This window comes from Deinococcus sp. KSM4-11 (genome assembly GCF_004801415.1).
Classification (GTDB): Bacteria; Deinococcota; Deinococci; order Deinococcales; family Deinococcaceae; genus Deinococcus.
Map to the genome: position 1 here is coordinate 128,540 of NZ_SSNX01000008.1, position 21,899 is coordinate 150,438.

General features: G+C 68.4%; 19 protein-coding genes. 6 read left to right on the forward strand and 13 right to left on the reverse strand.

The features are described from left to right. Nucleotides 1-365 precede the first annotated feature (365 nt). Nucleotides 366-2,876 carry a transglycosylase domain-containing protein gene (locus tag E7T09_RS18515; RefSeq protein ID WP_240741892.1) on the reverse strand — a complete coding sequence of 837 codons (2,511 nt, stop codon included), beginning with the start codon at nt 2,874-2,876 and terminating at the stop codon, nt 366-368. A gap of 169 nt (nt 2,877-3,045) precedes the next feature. Here E7T09_RS18515 and ttcA point away from each other — a divergent pair, with 169 nt between their 5' ends. Then, nucleotides 3,046-3,900, forward strand: a complete 855-nt coding sequence (ttcA, locus tag E7T09_RS18520; RefSeq protein WP_136390674.1) for a tRNA 2-thiocytidine(32) synthetase TtcA — start codon at nt 3,046-3,048, stop codon at nt 3,898-3,900. A 63-nt stretch (nt 3,901-3,963) separates the two neighbouring features. Here ttcA and E7T09_RS18525 read toward each other — a convergent pair whose 3' ends face one another. The 7 genes from E7T09_RS18525 to E7T09_RS18555 all read right to left on the reverse strand — a co-directional run bounded on the left by E7T09_RS18525 (nt 3,964) and on the right by E7T09_RS18555 (nt 10,928). Continuing rightward, complete coding sequence (locus E7T09_RS18525) at nt 3,964-4,668, reverse strand: N-acyl homoserine lactonase family protein (RefSeq protein ID WP_136390675.1); 705 nt, start codon at nt 4,666-4,668, stop codon at nt 3,964-3,966. A 247-nt stretch (nt 4,669-4,915) separates the two neighbouring features. After that, nucleotides 4,916-5,545: a LysE family translocator gene (locus E7T09_RS18530; RefSeq protein WP_136390676.1), complete on the reverse strand. Its 630-nt coding sequence runs from the start codon at nt 5,543-5,545 to the stop codon at nt 4,916-4,918. Between the two features lie 101 nt (nt 5,546-5,646). Continuing rightward, nucleotides 5,647-6,330 carry an SDR family oxidoreductase gene (locus tag E7T09_RS18535; RefSeq protein WP_136390677.1) on the reverse strand — a complete coding sequence of 228 codons (684 nt, stop codon included), beginning with the start codon at nt 6,328-6,330 and terminating at the stop codon, nt 5,647-5,649. Nucleotides 6,331-6,535: 205 nt separating this feature from the next. Continuing rightward, nucleotides 6,536-7,765 (reverse strand): Xaa-Pro peptidase family protein, encoded by a 1,230-nt coding sequence (locus E7T09_RS18540; RefSeq protein ID WP_168734939.1) that lies wholly within the window; start codon nt 7,763-7,765, stop codon nt 6,536-6,538. A 32-nt stretch (nt 7,766-7,797) separates the two neighbouring features. Next, the gene (locus tag E7T09_RS18545; protein WP_136390678.1) at nt 7,798-9,357 is read right to left on the reverse strand and encodes a DUF4153 domain-containing protein; all 1,560 of its coding nucleotides are present in this window, start codon (nt 9,355-9,357) and stop codon (nt 7,798-7,800) included. Between the two features lie 57 nt (nt 9,358-9,414). Then, on the reverse strand, nt 9,415-10,086 hold the full coding sequence (locus E7T09_RS18550; RefSeq protein ID WP_136390679.1) for an amino acid ABC transporter permease: 672 nt from the start codon (nt 10,084-10,086) through the stop codon (nt 9,415-9,417). A gap of 74 nt (nt 10,087-10,160) precedes the next feature. Beyond that, entirely contained in the window at nt 10,161-10,928 is a 768-nt protein-coding gene (locus tag E7T09_RS18555; RefSeq protein WP_136390680.1) for a transporter substrate-binding domain-containing protein, read from the reverse strand. A gap of 142 nt (nt 10,929-11,070) precedes the next feature. On the opposite strand from E7T09_RS18555, the gene E7T09_RS18560 reads away from it, so the two are divergent. Beyond that, a complete protein-coding gene (locus E7T09_RS18560) occupies nt 11,071-12,909 on the forward strand; it encodes a menaquinone biosynthesis decarboxylase (protein WP_136390681.1) in 1,839 nt (612 codons plus the stop codon). Nucleotides 12,910-12,922: 13 nt separating this feature from the next. Here E7T09_RS18560 and E7T09_RS18565 read toward each other — a convergent pair whose 3' ends face one another. From E7T09_RS18565 to E7T09_RS18575, 3 genes are all read right to left on the reverse strand, one after another. Beyond that, nucleotides 12,923-13,339, reverse strand: a complete 417-nt coding sequence (locus tag E7T09_RS18565) for a hypothetical protein (protein WP_136390682.1) — start codon at nt 13,337-13,339, stop codon at nt 12,923-12,925. Nucleotides 13,340-13,414: 75 nt separating this feature from the next. Further along, a complete protein-coding gene (locus E7T09_RS18570; protein WP_370294080.1) occupies nt 13,415-13,969 on the reverse strand; it encodes a molybdenum cofactor guanylyltransferase in 555 nt (184 codons plus the stop codon). Beyond that, nucleotides 13,962-15,413: an aldehyde dehydrogenase family protein gene (locus E7T09_RS18575; RefSeq protein ID WP_136390683.1), complete on the reverse strand. Its 1,452-nt coding sequence runs from the start codon at nt 15,411-15,413 to the stop codon at nt 13,962-13,964. Before E7T09_RS18575 ends, E7T09_RS18570 begins: the two co-directional genes overlap by 8 nt. A gap of 217 nt (nt 15,414-15,630) precedes the next feature. Between E7T09_RS18575 and E7T09_RS18580 the strand changes: the two genes are divergently transcribed. Beyond that, entirely contained in the window at nt 15,631-16,080 is a 450-nt protein-coding gene (locus E7T09_RS18580) for a superoxide dismutase (RefSeq protein WP_136390684.1), read from the forward strand. A gap of 81 nt (nt 16,081-16,161) precedes the next feature. On the opposite strand, the gene E7T09_RS18585 is transcribed toward E7T09_RS18580, so the two are convergent. Together E7T09_RS18585 and rimO are read right to left on the reverse strand one after the other, a co-directional pair. Beyond that, nucleotides 16,162-17,316, reverse strand: a complete 1,155-nt coding sequence (locus E7T09_RS18585; protein ID WP_136390685.1) for an A24 family peptidase — start codon at nt 17,314-17,316, stop codon at nt 16,162-16,164. A gap of 463 nt (nt 17,317-17,779) precedes the next feature. Next, nucleotides 17,780-19,282: a 30S ribosomal protein S12 methylthiotransferase RimO gene (gene rimO / locus E7T09_RS18590; protein ID WP_136390686.1), complete on the reverse strand. Its 1,503-nt coding sequence runs from the start codon at nt 19,280-19,282 to the stop codon at nt 17,780-17,782. Nucleotides 19,283-19,450: 168 nt separating this feature from the next. Between rimO and E7T09_RS18595 the strand changes: the two genes are divergently transcribed. From E7T09_RS18595 to minE, 3 genes are read left to right on the forward strand one after another with little or no spacing between them, the layout of a single operon-like run. Beyond that, a complete protein-coding gene (locus tag E7T09_RS18595) occupies nt 19,451-20,764 on the forward strand; it encodes a hemolysin family protein (RefSeq protein WP_136390687.1) in 1,314 nt (437 codons plus the stop codon). 47 nt (nt 20,765-20,811) lie between these two features. Next, nucleotides 20,812-21,612, forward strand: coding sequence for a septum site-determining protein MinD (minD, locus tag E7T09_RS18600; protein WP_136390688.1), 801 nt, complete (start codon nt 20,812-20,814; stop codon nt 21,610-21,612). 1 nt (nt 21,613) lies between these two features. Continuing rightward, nucleotides 21,614-21,865: a cell division topological specificity factor MinE gene (gene minE, locus E7T09_RS18605; protein WP_136390689.1), complete on the forward strand. Its 252-nt coding sequence runs from the start codon at nt 21,614-21,616 to the stop codon at nt 21,863-21,865. Nucleotides 21,866-21,899: the final 34 nt, after the last annotated feature.

Here is a 21,899-nt window from a genome sequence, read left to right on the forward strand (position 1 = left end):
TCAGCCATCTGATCGCCGGTCAGCTGGCCTATTGCTGGTGATTCAGGGCGGTGTGGTCAGCGCACGTTGCTGGACGAGCACGCGGAACCTCCCACGACCAAACGGTGGAGGTCGAGTCCAGGGGAAGGCTCCTGCTCAAGGCGGGTGGATTGGGCAGAGCGGGTGACGGTCATAGCAAGAGAAGGAAGCCCTCACACCTCTACGGCGGCCTCCGCCCTGCCAATCACAGCAGCGATAACTGACGCTGCCGTGTGGCAAGTGAAGTCTTTTCCCTGCTGCCCAGCGCCATGGTCGAGCAGGCTCGGCGGCCCTAGGTCGGTGACATCACTCCTTGGACATCTGGCCGCGCCTATACACGCCTGCGTTCAGTTCAGGGGAGGGATTTCGTTGGTCGGCGCTGGCGTGCTCTGATCGGCTGGGGGCACGGCGTCCGGCGGCAGGGGATCCTGCGTGGACTCCGTGGGTGTACCGGTGTTCGGCGCGGGCGATGGGTCGGTCGTGCCCTGATCTGTCGGCAGCGCTTCGGGCGGCGCGGCGTCGACGATCGCGGAGTCCGCCGGCACCGTATCGGTTGATGGAGTCACGGTGTCGGCCGGTGGCGCGGTGTCCATCAGGGTGGAGTCGGGCGCTGGGGCGACGTCCGGCGTGACGGTACCTGGATCGACGGTGCCCGGGTCTGTCACGGTCGAATCGGTCGAGGTGGGATCAGCTGGAACGGGCTCCACGGGTGTAGCGGTCGACGGGTCAGGGGTGATGGTGCTGGCATCCGGCGTGGCGTCCTGGGTGGCGGCGGCCGGTTCGGGTGCGGGGGTGGACTCCGGCGCGGGCGGGCGGCGGCGCGTGAAGAACCCGCCCTGCTGCCCACTGCCGTCGCGGGCGACGGGTTCCTGATCGGCCTCGGCCGTGCGGAAGGCCATGTCCACCTGCCGGATGGTGCGGTACGCGATTCCGGCGGGCTCCTGAAACCTGACAGGCGTTTGCCCCTGGAGCGCGCCGGCGACCGCCTGCTGCCACACCGGGGTGGGCACCACGCCGCTGTAGGCCCACGTGGGCAGTGTGCCGCCATCCTGCTTGCCCACCCACACGGCGCCCGCGACGGTCGGCGTGACCCCGGCGAACCACAGGTCCTTGATGTCGTTGGTGGTGCCGGTCTTTCCGCCGACTGGCCATCCGGGAATCAGCGCGCGGGTGGCCAGGCCTCCCTGCGACTCGCTCAGGTCGTTCACCACGCCCCGGATCATGTCCAGCCCCAGGAAGGCCGTCTGGGCGTCCCACACGCGGTGCGCGGCGGGGGCCGGGCGGGCGTATAGCACCTTGCCACGCGCGTCCTCGACCGTGCGGACCAGGCTGGGCGCGTAGTACAGGCCGCCGTTCGCGAAGGCGGCGTACGCCTCGGCCATCTGCAGGGGGCTGGCCTCCAGCGTGCCGATGGTCAGCGAGAGCCCACCCTGATCGGGGGGGGTGAGGCCCAGTTCACGCAGTTTCGCCTCGAAGGTCGGCACGCCGATCTCCTGCCCGATCCGCACGGTCGGCAGGTTCAGCGAGTGGTCCAGGGCGTAGCGCATGGTCACGTAGCGCCCGGTCCACCGGCCATCGTAATTCTGCGGCTGGTAGTCGTTGTTCGTCAGCGGCGAGTCCAGCACCGTGTCGCTCTGCTTCCAGCCCTTTTGCAGCGCCAGCGTGTACAGCAGCGGCTTGATGGAACTGCCCACCTGCCGCCGCGCCTGCGTGGCATTGTTCCAGTCGCTGGCCCGCCCGCCCGTGAGCTTCTGCCCGACCAGGGCCAGCACCTCGCCGTTCACGGGACTGACCAGCGCAATCCCCAGGGTCGCGCCGTCCGGGAGCTGGGCGTTCAGGCTGGCCTGCTCCGCCGCCTGCTGCGCGGGCACGCTCATGCCGGTCACGATCCGCCCGCCCCCGTACAGCGCCTTGCGCCCGATGATCGGCAGCAGTTCCTTCTCGACCGCCTGTAGATAATGCTGGTATGCGTACTTCGGGCCGTCCTGCGCCTCGAAGGCCGTGATGTTCTCCTGCAGGCGTTCTGGGCGCTCCAGGATGGCGCTGCGTACCGTGCCGTCGTCGTTCCAGCCGATCCGCCAGCCCGCCGGGTAGATCGGCGTCTTCCACGCCTCGTTCGCCTGCGCCTGCGTCACGCGGCCGTCCTCGACCATGCGTGCCAGCAGATCCTTCATCAGCGGGCGGTATTCCTTGAACTCCTTGTAGCGGCGATTCGGCGCAGGAATGATGGTCGCCAGGTAGACGCTCTCCGCGAGGTTCAGATCCGCCGCGTTCTTGTGGAAGTACGCGTGCGCGGCCGTACCGGCCCCGACGATGTCGCTGCGCCCGCCATCGCCCCAGTACACGATGTTCAGGTACGCGTTCAGGATCTTCTGCTTGTCGTAGGTGCGGTCGAGCTGGTAGGCCAGCACAGCTTCCTTGAACTTGCGTTCCGGCGTGCGGGCCGCGTGCAGATCGGCCAGCAGCGTGTTCTTCACGACCTGCTGCGTAATCGAGCTGCCCCCCTCCAGGTCGTTCTTCAGCAGGCCCTTGAGCAGCCCGCGCGCGATGCCGATGTAATCCACGCCGTGATGCTCGTAGAAGCGCCGGTCTTCACTGGTCACCACGGCCTTTTGCAGCGGCGCGGCGATCTGGCCCAGCGGCACGAGGTTGCGGTTCACGCCGCCCGACGAGTCCAGGCTGGGCGTGAGGGTACCGACCAGGGTGCCCGTGCGGTCGTACACGCGCGTCTGGCCGCTGAATTCCAGCACGTCCAGATCGGACACGCTGGGCAGGTCGCGGCCCCACGCATACCACAAGCCACCCGCGCTGCCCAGCGCCACCATCAGCAGGACGCCCAGACCGGTCAGCCATTTCACCCTTGCCACTCTACCGGGCGGTCATGTGAGCCGTCCGGTCGGACGTCACCCTCGGGAGCCTGGGGTCGCATACAGAACCACACGCCGTCAGTCTGCCCGGCCGCGTCCCGCCGTGCGTCCACCGTAAGCATGAGAAGCCGCCAGCCAGTAGCATGACCGCGGAATTCCTATGCCCAGCCCGCTGACCGCTCACACCGACGCCCTGCTGCGGCCCATCGTCCGCGCGGCCGGGCAGGCGATCGCCGACTACGCCATGATCGAGGCCGGTGACCGCGTGATGGTCTGCGTGAGCGGCGGCAAGGACAGCTACACCCTGCTCGACGTGCTGCTGCACCTTCAGCGTGTGGCGCCCATCGACTTCGAGCTCGTCGCCGTGAACCTCGACCAGGGCCAGCCGGGCTTCCCGGTCGAGGTGCTGCCGCGCCACCTGCGTGACCTGGGCGTGACACACGACGTGATCCGCCAGGACACCTACTCGGTCGTGAAGGAGAAGGTGCCTGAGGGCAAGACCACCTGCGCGCTGTGCAGTCGGCTGCGCCGGGGCGCGCTGTACGCCCACGCCCGCCGGATCGGGGCCACGAAAATCGCTCTAGGGCACCACCGCGAGGACATCCTCGAAACCTTTTTCATGAACCTCTTCCATGGCGCCCGCCTGAAAGCCATGCCTCCCAAGCTCCAGTCCGACGACGGCACGAACGTCGTGATTCGCCCCCTCGCCTACGTGCCCGAGGCGTCCATTGCGGCCTATGCGCTGGCCCGCGCGTTCCCGATTATTCCCTGCGACCTGTGCGGCTCGCAGCCGAACCTGCAACGCGAGGTCGTGGGGCGGATGCTGGCCGACTGGGAACGCGAGCAGCCCGGCCGCTCGAACACCATGCTGCGCGCCCTAGCAAACGTGGACGCCAGCCACCTGCTCGACGGCGATCTGTTCAACTTTACGGAGCTGAGCGCGGTGGGGCAGAGGGCGGCTGGGCCTGACCCCGCAGTGCTGGCCGGCCTAGACGAATTGCCGATGCTGGGGTAGCGAGACCTGCCTAGCGGAAGTCCGACTAGAGGCAGGGAGTGGGAAGCACAGGTCTTCGCCTCCTCAGTCGTAATACGCCGGCAGCATCTTTAGCCCTTCCCACTGCGCCGTATCGTGCCCGAAGATGACCAGCCCGATCTGCTCGCGCTCTACCAGATCGAGCAGCTTGATGGTGCTGGCCCGCACCGCTTCGGCGTCTGGGTTGCTCCCGTCGTCCTGCGGCTCACGGGTAAACCCCACGGCGAAGGGCACCGCGTCAACCGTCAACAACACGGCCCCCGTGTTGGGCAGTCGCACCACCACCGATTGATGCCCCGGCACGTGGCCGCTCGTCTCGACCAGCTCCAGCCCCGGCAGCAGTTCCGTGTCTCCGTCTATCAGCCGAATGCGCTCCACTGGCTGATCCCATTGGGATCGAAGAGGAGCAAAACGCGGATTGGTCGCCGCATCCAGATGATGCACCCGCTGAACGACATAATTCGCCTTCGTGAACGCTGCGTGTCTTCCAGCGTGATCAATATCGTAATGCGTCGAGATGACCGTATCGATATCGTCCGGTGTCAACCCAATGCCTGCCAACTGCTCGATAACGTCCTGCCCATTCTTAAAATCCGATGCTTCTTCAGGCAGAACCTCGGGCAAACCGGTATCAATCAGAATGTTTCTGCCGTCATCCGTCTGCACCAGAGAGCAGACAATCGGGATGTGGTATTCGGGCATGATTCCAACCTGCATCAGATAAAGACGCGTCACGGCGCTCTGGGTCATAGGTTCCCCCTGATATCGAATGTACGGTTTTACTTACGAAGACGCGGTGATTTAAGCCTGTGCATGCCCATGCTCTGCCGTGGCTGACGCCGGCATTCATATCGTTTCTGAATAGAGCCTGCAGGAGAGGCATGTACCAGTCGTGGCCGGGAAACGGTCTTGATGCCCCTGTGGTGCCTGTGTACCTCGATTCGGGAATGAAATCTGATTCGTTGTCAGATCAACAAATCCTCCTGCAGCGTTCGCTTCAACTGTGGCCGACCGTCGCCGTGCCCAGACCGAGCGCGACGTAGACCCCGCCGGTCACATACTTCTGTCGCCGGGCAAACAGGCGGTTCCCCCGCAGTTTCCGGCCGACGCTGCCTGCCAGCAGGGCATATGTGGAATCGCTGACCGAGGCGAGCGCCAGGAACACTAGCCCCAGCGTGAGGGTCTGTATCCACACCGGCCCGCGCGCCGGGTGCACAAACTGCGGCAGGAAGGCCAGGAAGAAGATGGCCGTCTTGGGGTTCAGGGCGTTCACGGTGGCACCCTGCCAGAAAATCCGCGAGAGCGGCTGGGCAGGCGGCAGGGCCACGTCCACCACCTCATCTCTGGCCAGCAGTGTGCGCACCCCGAGGAAGATCAGGTACGCCGCGCCGGCGAATTTCAGGACGCTGAACAGCAGGGCAGAGGACAGCACCAGCGCCGACACCCCCAGCGTGGCCGCGAACACGTGCACCAGCCCGCCCGTCTGCACGCCCAGCGCCGACACCAGTCCCGCCCGGCGGCCCTGCTGCATGGATCGCGCCACGATGTACAGGACGCTCGGCCCTGGAATCAGCAGCAGCGCCAGGGCCGCCACCGCGAAGGTCAGGAGGGTCGGCAGCTCAGGCATGAAATCGCCTGCGACGCACGGACGGTGAAAGGGTCAGGGCACAGGGCACGGTGGTGTCATCCTCCCATGTTTAAGGTGAGGCGAAGGCCTGAAGCGTATCCCTACTTCTCCTCGTCCGGGTAGACCTTCAGCTCGGTCATGTGGGCGCGGTCAGGCCGGGTTAGGGCGTGGGCCACACTCTTGGCGAGGCCGCGCGGGTCGATCATGGTCTCCCATTTCAGGCCGTCGTCGCGGTTGGCGGGCGTGTCGATGGCCCCCATGGGGTAGAGCACCATGCCACGCACGCCCTTGGCCTTCAGTTCGTCGTGCAGGCTCAGGATGTAGGCGCTCAGGGCGGCCTTGCTGGCGGTGTACAGGGCCGCCTTGGGGCCGGTCATGCGGGCGGCCTGTCCGGCGCTGACCCCCAGGATCAGGCCGTCCTTGGATTTGAGCATGTGCGGCAATACGCCCTGCACCGCGTGGAACAGCGAGAGCATGTTCGCGTCGAACATCTTGCGGTAGTCGTCAGTGGTGGCCTTCTGCACGTCCTGCATGGCGAAGGCCCCAACAGTGTGCACCAGAACATCCACCTTCACCTTGCGGAGTTCATCGACGGCGCTGTCCTGGGTCAGGTCGAGGTCGAGCACTTCGGTGGCGGGGAAGCGGTCGGCGGCGCGGGCCAGGGAGTCACCGCGCCCGACGAGCACCATCTGCGCGCCAGCATCTTCCAGTTCCTGGGCAATGGCGGTGGCCAGGGCGCCGCCTGCCCCCGTGAGCATGACTGTGGAGGAGCCGAGGTTCGCCATGCCTACAGCCTACCGGGGCGTGGGCTTCAGGAAGCCTTCATGAGCGCTCAAAGCGGCAGCCAGATCAAGTGAAGGTATTGACCTTCACTTGATCTGGGGCAAGCCGACTGGAAGAGCTCGCAGAGAGCGAGTCGCCGTCACCGACAGCGGTTGGGGTGGAGCCCAGGGGGTGCCGTTGACCCCTGGGTGGAATGGAACACCGCTGTCAGCGGTTCAGCGCGGCGGCCCGGACGTCGGCCCACTCGCCCACCCCGAGCACGAATGGCCGTGCCTGGATGGGCGTGGTGACCTCCGGCCCATCCGGCGCGAGGTACACGTCCACCTCGCTGCGAATGCCGAATCCCTTCGTGGCGGGGTACGTGCCGGGTTCCACGGTCACGCACAGGCCCGGCGTGAGGGTGCGGGTGTCGTGCGTCTCGTAATCGTCGAGGTTCGCGCCCGCACCGTGGATGGTGACGCCCAGGTCGTGCCCGGTGCGGTGCAGGAAGTACGGATTCCAGGTTCCGCCCATCGCGTCGCGCGCCGCGCGGTCGCCCATCCAGCCCTGAAGGCGGCCCCAGCCGTCCTGCGCGTAGGCGTCCCGGATCACCTTCAATGCAGCGTCGCGCGCTCCGGCCACGGCGGCCCAGGCGTCTGCATACTCCGCATCCGGCTGGCCCGCATGCGCGACCCATGTCACGTCCGCGAAGGGCCGTCCCGGTTCCTGTGCCCACAGGTCGATCAGCACGCATTCACCCGGCTTCAGTGTGGCGTGCAGCTCAGCGCTGGGCTCGTAGTGGCTGTCGGCGGCGTTCACGCCGAAACTCACGTTCACGGGATGCCCGGCGTCCATGCCCGCCGCCGCGATGCGCTCCATGATCACGGCCTGCGCGTCCAGTTCCGTGACCGGCTCGCCGGCCTTCAGGCGGTCGTGGATCAGCTCGAAGGCGGCGTCTTTCGCGTCCATCAGCACATCCACCGCGCGGCGGTGCGCGGCCAGATCGTCCGGCGACCACGTCAGGAACGCCTGCAGTAGGTCGGCGCTGGTCAGCACCTCGGCCGCGCCCGCTGCCCGCACGCGCTCCAGGGTGCCGGCGTCCACACGGCCCACGTACGGCACTTCACCGCCAGGACTGTATTCCATCGCCACGCGCTTTCCCGCCACCACGCCGCGCAGCGCTTCGTCCAGCTCGGCGTGGGCCCCGAAGGGCCGCAGCTCTGCTCCCCAGTCCTGGGTGATGCTGCGCCACGTGCCGCCCTCGATGTGGTTGTGCAGCACCACGGCCTGCCCCTCGCGCGGCACCCACACGAAGAACCGGCGGGTCAGGAACGCTCCGGACGGCATCCCCAGCACCGTGGCCGCGTGCGGGTTCAGGCCCCGGAAGTCGTACACCAGCCAGCCGTCCAGGGTCGTGGCGGCCAGCGCCGCCTGCATGCGCGCAATGGGTGAGGTCATGGAACGCAGGGTAGCGTCCGGGGCCAGGAGGGTCAGTCGGACGAACGGACGGGGTTCGGGCTCCTGGGCGGGAGCGTCCGCACCAGGGCATGCGCGCGGGCCGAGGCGAGATTCCACCCACGCAGGCCGGGCACGGCGTCGTAGCGGTCGTGGAGGTCGTCGATCACGACCTGCCGGAACCCGGTCGCGGAGCCGCGCGTCAGCACGTCCAGGTTGGCGACGATCAGCGGCACACTGCCCGGCCCCAGGCGCAGCAGTTCGAGCACGTCGGCCCGCTGCGGCGAGCTTCTCAGGTCGTTCGTGACGCTGGCCGTCTGGCGGTGCACGTTCACGCGGGCGATCAGCGCGGCCGGGTCGAGGGCCGTGGTACCCAGCAGCACCGAGTAACCCAGAAGCAGCGCCGGGAACGCGAAGTGCCGCACGTCGCCTCGCCACAGGCCGCGCGCCAGCCACGCCAGGGTGAACACCACCCACATCAGGAAGGCCGCGCCCAGCACGCGGATCTCGCTCAGGCCGTAGGCGAGCGTGTACAGCCGCCAGCGGTTCGCGGCACTCAGGATCACCAGCGCCAACGGCAGCAGCACCGCGAGGTTCAGCAGCCGGTACGCCAGTCCGGTACGCACGTCCGGGCGGGTCAACGCGAACGCGCCCAGCAGTACGCTCAGCGTGAGGAAGGCCACGGTCATCAGCTCTCCGAATCCCTGGCGGATGTATGTGGCGAAGGTCAGGCCGTCCGGCAGGTGACCGCCACTCAGGAAGTACGGGAGCTGCGTGACCACGAAGGCCACGAACAGCGCCGAGAGGGCGCCGAGCGGCAGGCCGGTCTCGACCAGCCCCAGCCGGGGGCGGGCAGTCACGTCCGGGATCAGGGTGGGCCGTAGGCTGAGCACCGCCGGGTAGAGCAGGCCGCCCGCGAAGGCCACCCACAGGGCCAGCGTGAAGCCGCTCTGGAACACGCCGTCCACATTCCAGGTGAACAGGCGGGAGAGGAGGCTCCCGAAGCCCTGATCCGCGCGGCCCAGCAGGCTGCCGAAGACCAGCAACACCGGCAGGGTCAGGGCGACCCCGATCCCGGCCCGCGTGACCGCGCCGCCCTGCCGGGGCTGTACGCGCGCCCAGGGGAAGCGTTCCAGCAGCGCCAGCGGGCCGTACGCGAGCCGCAGGCCCGCCGTGAACAGCGCCCCGACCAGGTGGCCCACCCCCGCGCCAGACAGGCCAGGAAAGCGCAGGAAGGCCGCGCCCAGCAGCAGCGCGGTCAGCAGGCCCAGGCTGTCCAGCGCCGCCAGGCCCGGGGGCACACCCCGCAGCGTGAAGCCCACGGCGAAGGCCACGGCCACGCCCAGCAGGGTCAGGCCTTCCGGACTGGGTGCGGCCCCCTTGCGCGCGGCGCCCCACACGCCCACGCCGCCGAACAGGACGGTCAGCAGCGCCAGATTCAGGCCCACCCCCGCGCCCTGCGTGAGCAGGTGCGCGGCCAGCCCCAGGCCCAGCGCCGCCAGCAGGGGAAAGGCGGCGCGGGCCGGACGTTCCGGCACCCTGACCTGGACGGGGGCGGATGGGTCACGCGGGGCCAGCAGGTCGACCTGGGTCATGCGTCAACCGTACTCATGAACGGCTCAGGTGACGTCCACCGGAAGGTGCAGCCCTCCTCAGCCCCCGCGGGCGAAGCGGCGTTCCAGGGCACGCTGCACGAGTTCGAGCAGGCTGCTGATGGCCCAGTAGATCAGCGCGGCGGCCAGATACGGCCCGAAGGGCTCGAAGGTGCGCGCGATCACCAGTTGCGCGCTGCGCAGCAATTCCACGACCGTGATCACGCTGACCAGCGACGTGTCCTTCACCAGCCCGATCAGGGTGTTGCTCAGGCTGGGCAGCGCCACCCGCGCGGCCTGCGGCAGCACGATCAGCCGCATGGTCTGCGAGGGGCTCAGGCCCAGGCTGGTCGCCGCCTCCCGCTGCCCCTTGGGAATGCTCAGGATCGCCGCACGGATCGTTTCCGAGAGGTACGCGGCGGCGTTCAGGGTCAGGGCGATGATGCCGCCCGCCACCGGATTCAGGGTGATGCCCAGGCTGGGCAGGCCGTAGTAGATGACGAAGATCTGCACCAGCAGCGGCGTGCCCCGCATGAAAGACACGAACAGACTGCTCAGGCCACGCAGGAACGCGAAGCGCGAGAGCCGTGCCAGGGCCACCAGGAAGCCCAGCGGCAGGCCCAGCAGCATGGCGGCCAGCGCGAAGCCCAGCGTGACCGGCGTGGCGGCCAGCAGGGTCGGCAGGGATTGGACGGCGCTGTGCACGACCACTTGCAGTTGCTCGGTGTTCATGGCGTCTCCGGGGGGACAGGGTTCACCCCTCCCCAGTGTGCGGGGAGGGGCGACCGGCAGGGCTCAGGCCCGGTTCAGGGTTTGCTGACGTCCTGCCCGAACCACTGGCGGCTGATCTTCGCGTACGTGCCGTCAGCCTTGAGTTGCAGCAGCGCCCGATCCACGGCCGCCTTCAGGCTGGTATTGGCCTTCTTCATGGCGATGCCGACGGGTTCCGGATCGCCGATCACGCCCGCGCCACGCACCGGCAGGTTCTGGGACTTGATCAGGTACCCGACCAGCAGGCGGTCGTTGAACGCGGCGTCCAGGCGGCCGGCCGCGAGATCCGCGAGGTACTCGGGCGCGCCGGGGTAGGTGACCACGTTGATGCCGCCCGCGTCACGGAGCTGCTTCTCGAAGTTGCTGCCCAGGCCCACGCCCACGCGCTTGCCGCTGAGGTCGGCCAGCGTCTTGGGTGCGAAGCTGCCGGCCTTCTTCACGATGATCTGCGGGCTGGAGTACGCGTAGGGCGCGCTGAAGCCGATGGTCTTCTGCCGCTCGGCGGTGATGCCGACCTGGTTGACGATCACGTCGTACTTGTTCGCCTGGAGCCCGGCCAGGATGCCGCTCCACTCGGTCAGGACGAACTCGGCCTTCAGGCCCAGCTTGGCAGCTACGGCCCTGGCGATGTCCACGTCGAAGCCAGTCAGGGTGCCGCCGGCGTCCTTGTAGGTGAAGGGCGCATAGGTGCCCTCCATACCGATCTTCAGTACGCCCGGGGTCAGGGTGCTGGGCGCGGTGGCGGCCGAGGCGTTCAAGCTGGCGGCGAGGGCCAGGGCGGAAATCAGGATCAGGTGTTTCATAGGGCTCCTTGTGACAATGGGGACGTCCACCCCACAACGTATTAGTGTACCAAATCTGTCAACTGACGAGTCCAGTCCGGCGCCCGCCGCGATCTACGCCAGCGGTACGGTTGCCCCGCCCCCGCGCCCCTACACTCCGGGCATGGCCTTCCCGGACATCCGCTCGTTCATGCGCCTGCTCGAAGACCGGGGCGAACTCGTGCGCGTCACGGCGCCGGTCAGCCGCGATCTGGAGATCACCGAGATCGCCGACCGCCTGGTAAAAAGAGGCGGCCCCGCGCTGCTGTTCGAGAATGTTCTGGACAGCGCCTACCCGGTCGCGATCGGCCTGCTGGGCACGCGGGAGCGGGTGGCCCTGGCGCTGGGGGTCAGGGATCTGGACGATCTCGCCGCGAAGGTGCGCAACCTGATCGACCTGTCCGGGGGGGGCAGCCGGCTGGGCCTCCTGAGCAACGTCACCAAGCTGCGTGACGCCATGAACCTCCCCCCACGCCGCGTGCGCCACGCCCCGGTGCAGCAGGTCGTCTGGCGCGGCGATGAGGTCGATCTGGGCAGGATCCCAGTGCTGCAGTGCTGGCCGCTCGACGGCGGCCCCTTCGTCACATTGCCCTTGGTGATCACCAGAGATCCGGAGACGGGCGAGCGGAACATGGGCATGTACCGCATGCAGGTCATGGGCCGGAACACCACCGGCATGCACTGGCAGCGGCATAAGACCGGCACGCGGCACCTGGAGAAGGCGAAGGCACGCGGGCAGAAGCTGGAGGTCGCCGTGGCCATCGGCGGCGACCCGGCCCTGATCTACGCGGCGACGGCGCCCCTGCCGCCCGTGCCCGGCCTGGACGAGTTCGCCCTGGCGGGATACCTGCGCGGTCAGCGCTATCCCGTGGTGCGGGGGATCACCGTCGATCTGGACGTGCCCGCCAACGCTGAATTCGTCCTTGAGGGCTACGTCGATCCCGCCGAGGACTGGGTGGTCGAGGGGCCCTTCGGCGACCACACGGGTTTCTACACCCTGCCCGACCTGTACCCACAGTTCCACGTCACGGCCGTCACCATGCGCGAGAACCCCGTCTACCCGGCGACCATCGTGGGTCGCCCGCCCATGGAGGACGCGTACCTGATCGAGGCGTCCGAACGCCTGTTCCTGCCTGCCGCGCAGCTCATCATCCCCGAGATCGTCGATTACCACATGCCACCCGCCGGGGTCGCCCACAACCTCGTGGTCGTGTCGATCCGGAAGACCTATCCAGGGCAGGCGTACAAGGTCGCCAACGGCCTTTTCGGCCTGGGCCAGATGATGTTCGCCAAGGTGATCGTGGTGGTAGACGAGGACGTGAAGGTCAGCGAGTTCGACGCCGTGTGGCGTGAGGTCACCCGGAAAGCTGTACCGGGCCGCGACACCCTGACCACGCGCGGCCCCATCGACGTGCTCGACCACAGCAGCCGGGGCTGGGGCTACGGCGGCAAGCTGATCATCGACGCGACCACCAAGCGGCCGGAGGAAGTCGGGAGCGCGGCCAGTTCCCGCGACGAGCAGGCGGGAGACCTCGCGCCAGAGACCTTCCAGCCTCGCGCCAGCACCGACCTCCCGACGTTCGACGGCGTGCTGGCCCAGCGGCAGACGGAGGACGGCTACTGGTTCGTCGCGCTGCACAAGACCCGGCCCGGTCAGGCCCGCGACCTCGCCACCACCCTCGCCGCGCACCCCGCCGCGCGCGGCATCCGCCACCTGCTGATCGCCGACGGCGAGACGGACGTGCAGAATCTCCAGGACGTGTGGTGGACGATCTTGAACAACATCGACGCCGAGCGCGACGTGTGGGTCGAGGGCCACCTGCTCGCGTGGGACGGCGCGCGCAAGCTGCCCGAGGAGGGCTTCGTGCGCCCGTGGCCGCCGAAGATCACCATGTCACCCGAGATCGTGAACCGGGTGGCCGCCCTGTGGCACGTTTACGGCCTGCCAGAGCAGTGGCGCTGAGAGACGGTGGTCTTTATTTGCAACTCGGAGAGTTCGCGTTGAACGAGAACAGGCACGCAAACACATTGACGGCGAAATAGCCGACGACGATGGTCACGGGGAGCAGGATCAGGTGAACCGTCAGGAGGCCGTTCTGGACGTCGGCCGATCTCTGGATGGCCTGCTGGCAGGCTTTCAGCGCCACCTCGGCCCCGAACTTCCGGACGTCGGCCGCGCGCACGGCCCCACCCTGGCAGTCCGTGAAGGTCATCGCGGTCTCGTCCGGCGTCTGTGCATTGAGCTGCTCGACCGGCAGCTTGGTGGCGAGCGTGTAGCCCGCGCCACCGGTAACCATGATCGTCTGCGGCCCCGAGGCTGTCTGCGCCGTGGTCGGAGCGCAAGAGGCCAGCAGCATCGTCATGCTGAACAGGAAGGGGACGGTCTGTTTCAAGGAAACCTTCGGATCACCGGAGTGTAGAGAAGGAGCACAGATCCGACACGCTCAAGTCAGCGCCAGGGCAAGGCCTCAGTCCGTCAGATCCTCCCGCCGGTTCACGTTCCGGAAGAATCGGGCGTCAAGCCCGGCAACGAACACCGTCTGTCCCTCCGGCGCGGCGAGCCTGAGCCGGCGCTCCCCGGCGTCGAGCAGCGCCGTGATGTGTGGTGACAGCGCCGTGTGGTACAGCGCTGCGAGTGGTTGCGGCCTGTGCTCACCGTCCAGCGCAAGGATCGCCAGCGCGTTTGGCGTGCGGGCGCCAGCCAGGGCCGTCCAGTACGCCGGGGTCAGATGCGGCGTGTCCACGCCCGCGAAGGCCACCCAGCCGGGCGGGGCGGCCCTGAGCGCGGCCTCCAGGCCAGCCAGCGGGCCCTGGCCGGGGCGGGTGTCGGGCACCTGACGCCAGCCGTTCAGGGCGTACCTGCCGGGCTGGGCGATCAGTAACCTGCCCCCACACCTCTCCAGGCTCGCGGCGACGTGTTCCAATAGAGTCTGGCCATCCACCACGGCCAGGGCCTTGTCGCTTCCGTAGCGGCTGGATTGTCCGCCGGCGGTGATCGCCGCCGTGAGGACCAGGTCACCCACGCGGGCCGCTCAGGCGTTCGGTCTGCCGGATCAGCCACGTCACGGCGCGCAGCAGGGGCCGGTCGAAGGGTGGGTACGAGAGGCGTACGGGGCTGCGGCGTGGTTCGTGCAGCACGGCGCGCAGGTGGCTGAAGGTGCGGAAGCCGTGCTCGCCGTGGTAGGCGCCGGTGCCGCTCGGGCCCACCCCGCCGAAGGGCAGATTGGGGTTGCTCAGGTGAATGACCGTGCCGTTCAGCACCAGACCGCCGCTGGTCGTCTGGGCCCGGATCCGCGCCAGCGCGCGGGCGTCCTCGGCGAAGGCGTAGAGCGCCAGCGGTGGGTCGCGCTGCCGGATGAAGTCCAGCGCCTCGTCCAGCGTGGCGTAGGTCAGGATCGGCAGCACCGGGCCGAATAGCTCTTCTTGCATGAGCGGCATGTCCGGCGTGACGTCCGTGACGACCGTGGGGGAGATGAAGCGTCCGGCGGGATCGAACACCCCCCCGAGCGCGATCCGGGCACCCAGGGTCACGCTCTGGCGTGTGAGGCGTTCCAGGCGTTCGACGCTGGGCGCGTCCACCATCCGCCCGTAATCTGGCCCGGCGCGTACCCGGCCCGGCTCCCCGTACCGCCGGGCAATCACGTCCTTGATGGCGTCTACGAGGGTGTCACGCGATGCGGCCGGCACCAGCACGTAGTCCGGTGCGACGCAGGTCTGCCCGGCATTCATCAGCTTCCCGTAGGCGATCCGCTCGGCCGCCACGGGCAGATCCGCCGAGGCGTCGATCAGGGCGGGGCTCTTGCCGCCCAATTCGAGCGTCACGCTGGTCAGGTTCGCGGCGGCGGCACGCATGACCTCACGGCCCACCGCGCCGCTGCCCGTGAAGAAGATGTGGTCGAAAGGCAGCGTGGTCAGGGCACGGGCGACCTCCGCGTCGCCCAGCACGACCGTGACCAGTAGGGGATCGAAGGTGCTCTGGATCAGGTCGGCCAGGGCTTGGGCCGTGCGCGGGGCCTTCTCGCTGGGCTTCAGGATCACGGTGTTGCCTGCCGCCAGGCTCGCGACCAGGGGCGAGAGCGACAGATTCACGGGATAATTCCAGGGGCTGAGGATCAGCGTCACGCCGCGCGCCTGGGCCTGGATGCTGCTCCGTACCCCGAGCAGCGAGCGGGGTGTGGGAACCGGGCGCGGGGTCATCCAGGCGGGCAGGTGGCGGACGGCGTGCGCGATCTCCTCCAGCACGGGATGCAGTTCGGTGAGTTCAGCCTCGGCCCGGCTCTTGTGCAGGTCGCTGTGCAGGGCGTCGAGCAGGGAGCGGCGGTGCGAACGGACGGCGTCATGCAGGCGGCGCAGCAGGATCTGCCGCTCTGCAGCACCCGTCTGGGCAGCCGCCCAGCGCCATCCGAGCTGGCGGGCGAACAGGTCGTCCAGATCGGGTGCCGGCGGTGAGGTGAGGCCAGAGGACATGTGAACCTCGCGGGCGTGGTGGCAGGAGAGCGGGTCGGGGACGGCGAGACATCTCATTGTGCACGCCTGGGTGGATCGCCGCTGAACCCGTTGCTGGTCGGCGCACCTGTACGCAACGTTCAGGAACCCGTCACAAAGCAACCGTGGCAACACTCGGCTCATGTGGGCCAGACCACACTGCCAGACGTCACCGTTTCCACCTTTCTGGAGGTCAATTATGTTCAAAGTACTGGCTGTTCCCATGCTGGCCCTGGCCCTGAGCGCGTGCTCCATGTCCATGATGGCCAAACCCACGGATTACACCCTGGGCAAGCAGCCCGCCGGCAATGCCCTGAACTCCAGCGGCACCGTCAGTGTGTCGCACAGCGGCAACATGGTCATGACCACTGCCAAGGTCATGGGCCTCGCCCCGAACACCTATTACGTCGCGCACTACCACCTGCAGGGCGCCGCGAGTACGGACGCCTGCGCCAGTGGCGGCACGCCGATCATGTCCAGCAAGATCGTCGGCATGAGCGACGCCATGGGCATGCTCACCCTGACGGGCAGCGTGGCGGCAGCCGACGTCATGAGCGCCACGTACTTCAACATCCACACTGCCAGCGACGCTGCTGGCACGCCGGCCGACGCCGGCATCAGCTGTACCGCCATCGCCAAGATGATGTAAAGCAGGTACGGATGAAAGCAGGAGGCCGGGTCGATCCGGCCTCCTGTTTGTGTGGTCTGGGAGCGTGGGAAAACCAGTGCCTTACACGCCCAACATGGAGCGGTAGCTGCTGACCCACTGCTCACCCCAGATCAGGGCGATCACCGCGCCCAGCGCGAGGTACGGGCCGAACTTCACGCGGTTCTCGCGCTTCATGGCGAGCTGCGCCACGCCCAGGATCGCTCCGGCGAACACGGCCACGACCAGCGCCACCAGCAGCCACTGGTAGCCGAGGAACGCGCCGATCACGGCCGCCAGTTTCACGTCCCCGAAGCCCATGGCCGAGGCGTCGTACGGCTCCTCCGGCACGGCCACTCCGTCTGCCTCGGCGTCCGGTTCGCGCTTCAGCCACCAGTACAGTCCGGCCACCAGCGAGACGCCCCCGGCGGCGGCCAGCGCGCCCTGCACCATCAGGATCATGCCGGGGCCGGTGCCCGCGCTGCCCAGCACCAGACTGACCAGCAGCCCCCCCAGGGTCAGCCATTCCGGAATGCGGATCACGCGCCGCGCCAGAAGGTTCACCAGGGCGGAGAGCAGGCCCACGCCCGTTCCCCACCACGGCCCCAGCCACGCGCCCGCCAGCAGGCCCAGGCTGATCTGCTGGTACCCGATGGGCAGTTCCGGGTACGCGCGTTCCCGGAAGCGCCGCAGCACCCACGACCCGAACTGGTTGATGGCGACCAGCAGCCCGGCTCCCAGCAGCGCGCCCTGCACCGCGCCCGCGAAATCCGGCAGGGTGCCGACTCCCGCACGCCCGTTCAGGAAGCTGAAGATCAGGCCCAGTGCCACGCCCGGCAGCGTCAGTTCATCGGGAATGGTGAAGGTATCGAGGTCGATGGCGCTGCCCACCAGCAGCAGCGTGAACAGAATCATCAGGCCCAGCGCGCCCCAGCCCACGGTCAGCGGCGGAAACAGCAGCGCGATCACGGCGTAGCCGAGACCCGTGAGGAGTTCCACCACCGGGTAGCGGGTCTTGATCGGGGCCCGGCAGTACCGGCACTTGCCGCCCAGCGACAGCCACGAGAACACAGGCACCAGATCGATGACGGCCAGCCGGTGGTCGCAGTTCGGGCAGTGACTGGGCGGAAAGGCGATGCTCTCATGGCGCGGCAGCCGCCAGATCAGCACATTCGAGAACGACCCCACCAGCAGGCCTAGCACTCCGGCAAAGATCACGATCAGGACGTCGGGAGTCACGCTGGGAGTGTAGGCCGGCGCGCCTTACAGAGAGCTTGCGCGTCACGGAGGCCGCCCTGGACGCATTTTCCTGGCTACCCTTCCCGAGTGTGACTGCTGTATGACCAAGCGGCCGCGGAGCGTCAACTGACCGCCGTATTCCCCCGGCGGGGGCAGCACCGGTTCGCGGAAAAGCTCACACGCGCGGTCACCGGGCAGTCACACGCGCGCCGCACACTGCGGGTACAGGCCGCCCCCGGGCCCCACCCACTCCCGCTTGCCGAGGTGAACCATGACAGACTGCCCCGCCCAGTTCGCTCCCGCCGTTCCCGTGCCGCCCCGGCCGCCCCGCCCGCGCCCGCACGTACCACGCCGTCCGCCCGGCCACCCCCGGCCCCTGTACCTCGGCCGCTGCTGACACCTGACCGCACGGAATCGCCCCGACCACTCGACGGTCGGGGCGTTTCCGTGTGCGTTGGTTCGCTCAGTGCCCTCCGAAATGTCCCAGCTGCGGCACGTTGGGCGTCCACTCGGGTTTCTCCACGACCTCGCCGTAGAGGTCGTACTCGTCGCTGTCCTCGATGCGCGCCCGGACGATGTCCCCGATCTTCACCTGCCCGGCCAGCTCGCCAGCACTCAGGTACACCTGCCCGTCGATGCCCGGCGCGTCCCCTTTGGTGCGGCCGATGAGCTTGGTGCCCGGCTGGTCGTCCTCGTCGTCGTTGAACTCGTCCACGATCACGTCCATGACCGTGCCGACCTTCCCGGCGAGTTTTGCCGCGCTGATGCGCTGCGCGACCTCCATGAAGCGCGCGAGCCGCTCGTCCTTGACGTCCTGCAACACGGGATCAGGCAGGGCGTTCGCGTCGGCCTCGTCCACAGCGCTGTACGTGAACGCCCCCACGCGGTCGAGCTGCGCGTCCTCCAGGAAGGTCAGCAGTTCCTGGAAGTCGGCTTCCGTCTCGCCGGGAAAGCCCACGATGAAGGTCGAGCGGATGACCAGGTCCGGACAGATCTCGCGCCAGCGGCGGATGGTGTCCAGCTGCTTGCCGGCGCCGGGGCGGCGCATGGACTTCAGGATCTTCGGGCTGGCGTGCTGGAGGGGCACGTCCAGGTACGGCAGGATCTTGCCCTGCGCCATGAGTTCCACGATCTTCTCCACGTGCGGGTACGGATATACGTAGTGCATCCGCACCCACGCGCCCATCTCGCCCAGCTTCACGGCCAGATCGGTCAGGTGGGCGCGGACCTGCTCGCCCTGGAACTCGGACTCGCGGTAACGCACGTCCACTCCATACGCGCTGGTGTCCTGCGAGATGACCATCAGTTCCTTGGTGCCCCCGGCGATCAGGCGGTACGCCTCGTAGAGCACCGCGCCCGCGTCCCGCGAGACCTGCAACCCGCGCAGTTTGGGAATGATGCAGAACGAGCAGGTGTGGTTGCAGCCCTCCGCGATCTTCACGTACGCGTAGTGCCGGGGCGTGAGCTTCACGCTGGGCGCGAACACGTCGCCATGCCGGGTGTCCTCGCGCGCGGGCTGTTCCGCCCCGGCGCGCATGCCCGGCGCGGCCACCGGCAGCAGGCCCGTGAAGGCGTCCTGCTCGATGGGCAGCAGGGTGCGCACGTGGCCCATCACGTCGTCCACGGCCTCGGATCCCGTGATCGCCGCGACCTTCGGGTGGCGCTCCATGATCTTCTCCGGGCGCTCGCCCAGGCATCCGGTCACGATCACCTTGCCGGTCGCTTCCAGCGCCTCGCCGATGGCGCTGAGGCTCTCCTCGACCGCCGGGGTGATGAAGCCGCAGGTATTCACGATCACGGCGTCCGCGTCCTCATAGCTGGGCGCGACCTCGTACCCCTCGAAGCGCAGCTGGGTCAGAATCCGCTCGCTGTCCACCAGCGCCTTCGGGCAGCCCAACGAAATAAAGCCTACCCGCCGCCCCGTCTGAGTGCCCGCCTGCGGGGGCTGTACCGTCACGTCCGTCATGTTCCTCCTTATCCCGCGCGCCGCACCCGCAGGTCATGCGGGGGCGCGGCGGTTCCAGCCGGACAGTGTACAGGGCGGGGGCGGGCAGGGGAGAGAGGCAGGTTACAGGGCCAGACGCAATCTTGAGGAACACGATGCCGTGAACCTGCTCCCCGTACACTCCCCTACGTGGGGAATCCTCTGCTGGAATTCGGCATTCTCGTGCTGCTGCTCATCCTGAACGGCTTTTTCTCGGCGTCTGAACTGGGCGTCGTGTCGGCGCGGCGTTCGCGCCTGGAGGCGGCGGCTCAGCGTGGCGAGCGCGGCGCGGGCGCGGCCGCCGCGCTGGGCCGGGAGCCGGGCGCCTTTCTGGCGACCGTGCAGATCGGCATCACCCTGATCGGCACGGTGAGCGCCGTATTTGCCGGCGGCACCCTGACGAGTTATATGGAAGGCCTGCTGCGTCCCGTTCTGGGCGATTCGGCGGGCGCGGCGGCCAGCGTGGCGGTCGTGCTGCTGGTCACGTTCCTGTCGCTGGTGCTGGGCGAACTCGCGCCGAAGAACATCGCTCTACGAAACCCCGAGGCCCTCGCCGCGCGGGTCGCGCCGTTCTTCGCGGGCCTGAGCCGGGTGGCGCGGCCGGTCGTGTGGCTGCTGGACGTGACTACGCGCGGCCTGCTGGCACTGCTCGGCATCCGGGGGCAGCCGCCCGAGGTGATCACCGAGGACGACGTGCGGGCCGTGGTCTCGCAGGCCGCGCAGAGCGGATCGCTCGAACACACCGAGCAGGCGCGGATCTCGTCCGTGCTGCGCTTCAACGACCGCCGCGTGCGCGACCTGATGACGCCGCGCGGACAGGCGGTGACCCTCTCCCTGACGTCCGGCACGCCGGAGGTCGCCGCGCAGGTGCTCGCGGCCGGGCATGACACCTACCCGGTGCGGGATCACGCAGGCGAGATCAGCGGACTCCTGACGGTGCTGGACGTGCTGCGCGCCGTGCAGGGTCAGCAGGAACTGGCCGCGCTGGTGCGCCCTGCGCTCTACCTGCCCGAGGGCGCGTGGGCGGAGGACGCCCTGACCCGCCTGGAACGCGGGGGCACGCGCCTCGCGGTGGTCGTGGACGAGTACGGGGCGTTCAGCGGCCTGATCAGCCTGACCGATCTGCTGTCCGAATTCTCCGGCACCGACACGGCCCTGCCGGACGATGGCCGGCTGGTGCGCCGCGAGGACGGCTCGTATCTCGCGGACGGCGCGCTGCCCATCCACGACCTGCGCGGGGTGCTGCCCCTGCCCGCCCTGCCACGCGAGGACTTCAGCACCCTGGCCGGGTACGTGCTCGCCGTGCTGGGCGACTTTCCACAGGTGGGTACGGTCCTGGACATCGAGGGCTGGACGCTGGAGGTCATGGACATGGACGGCCCGCGCATCGACCGGCTGCTGCTGCGCCCGCCCGCGTCGCCCCAGGCACCAGCCACCGAATCACGCACCCCGACGGGCGCTTAGACCGGCGCGGCCCCCTCCGCTGCGGACGCGGTACACTGCCCGACATCATGAATGCGAAGGTCATTGTCGTCACATCTGGCAAGGGTGGCGTGGGAAAGACCACGACCACCGCGAACATCGGGGCGGCCCTCGCCAAGCTGGGCGAGAAGGTCGCGGTCATCGACGTGGACGTCGGCCTGCGCAACCTCGACGTCGTCATGGGCCTGGAGTCGCGCGTGGTCTTCGACCTGGTGGACGTGCTGGAAGGCAAGTGCCGCATGAGCCAGGCGCTGATCCGCGACAAGCGCGTCGAGAACCTGTACCTGCTCCCGGCCAGCCAGACGCGCGACAAGGACGCCCTGGATCCCGAGGTCTTCAAGGGCGTCGTCCGGGATCTGGTCGCGAACGAGGGCTTCGACCGCATCCTGATCGACTCGCCGGCCGGCATCGAGTCCGGGTTCCGCACCGCCGCCGCCCCGGCCGAGGGCGCGCTGGTCGTCGTGAACCCCGAGGTGTCGAGCGTCCGTGACGCCGACCGCATCATCGGACTGCTCGAGGCGCAGCAGGTCAGCGAGATCCGGCTGGTCATCAACCGCCTGCGGCCCAAGATGGTCGCCTCCGGGAACATGCTCTCGGAGGCCGACATCCTCGACATCCTGGGCGTCAAACCGATTGGCATCGTGCCCGAGGACGAGGGCATCATCGTCTCGACCAACGTGGGCGAGCCCGCCGTGCTCGGCAAGACCCGCGCCGGCATGGCCTTCATGGATACCGCCCGGCGCCTGAAGGGGGAAGACGTGCCGTACCCCAAGTTCGACGACGATGCCGGGTTCATGGCCACCCTGCGCCGCTGGTTCGGGGGCGCCTGAGATGTTCTCCTGGATGAAGCGGGGCCGCACCAAGGAAACCCTGAAAGACCGCCTGGAACTGGTGCTCGCCTACGACCGCGCCCAGATTCCGCCCGGCAAGGTCGATGCCCTGCGCAACGACCTGCTGGAGGTCGTGAAAAGGTACTTCCCGACCGGGAACAGCAGCATCGAGATCGAGCAGCGCGGCGACATGGTCGTCCTGATGGCGAACATCCCGATCGACGAGCGCGGCACGCCGACCCGTCCGCGCTGAGCGCCCACAGCGCTCCCCAACCTCGCTAACCTCT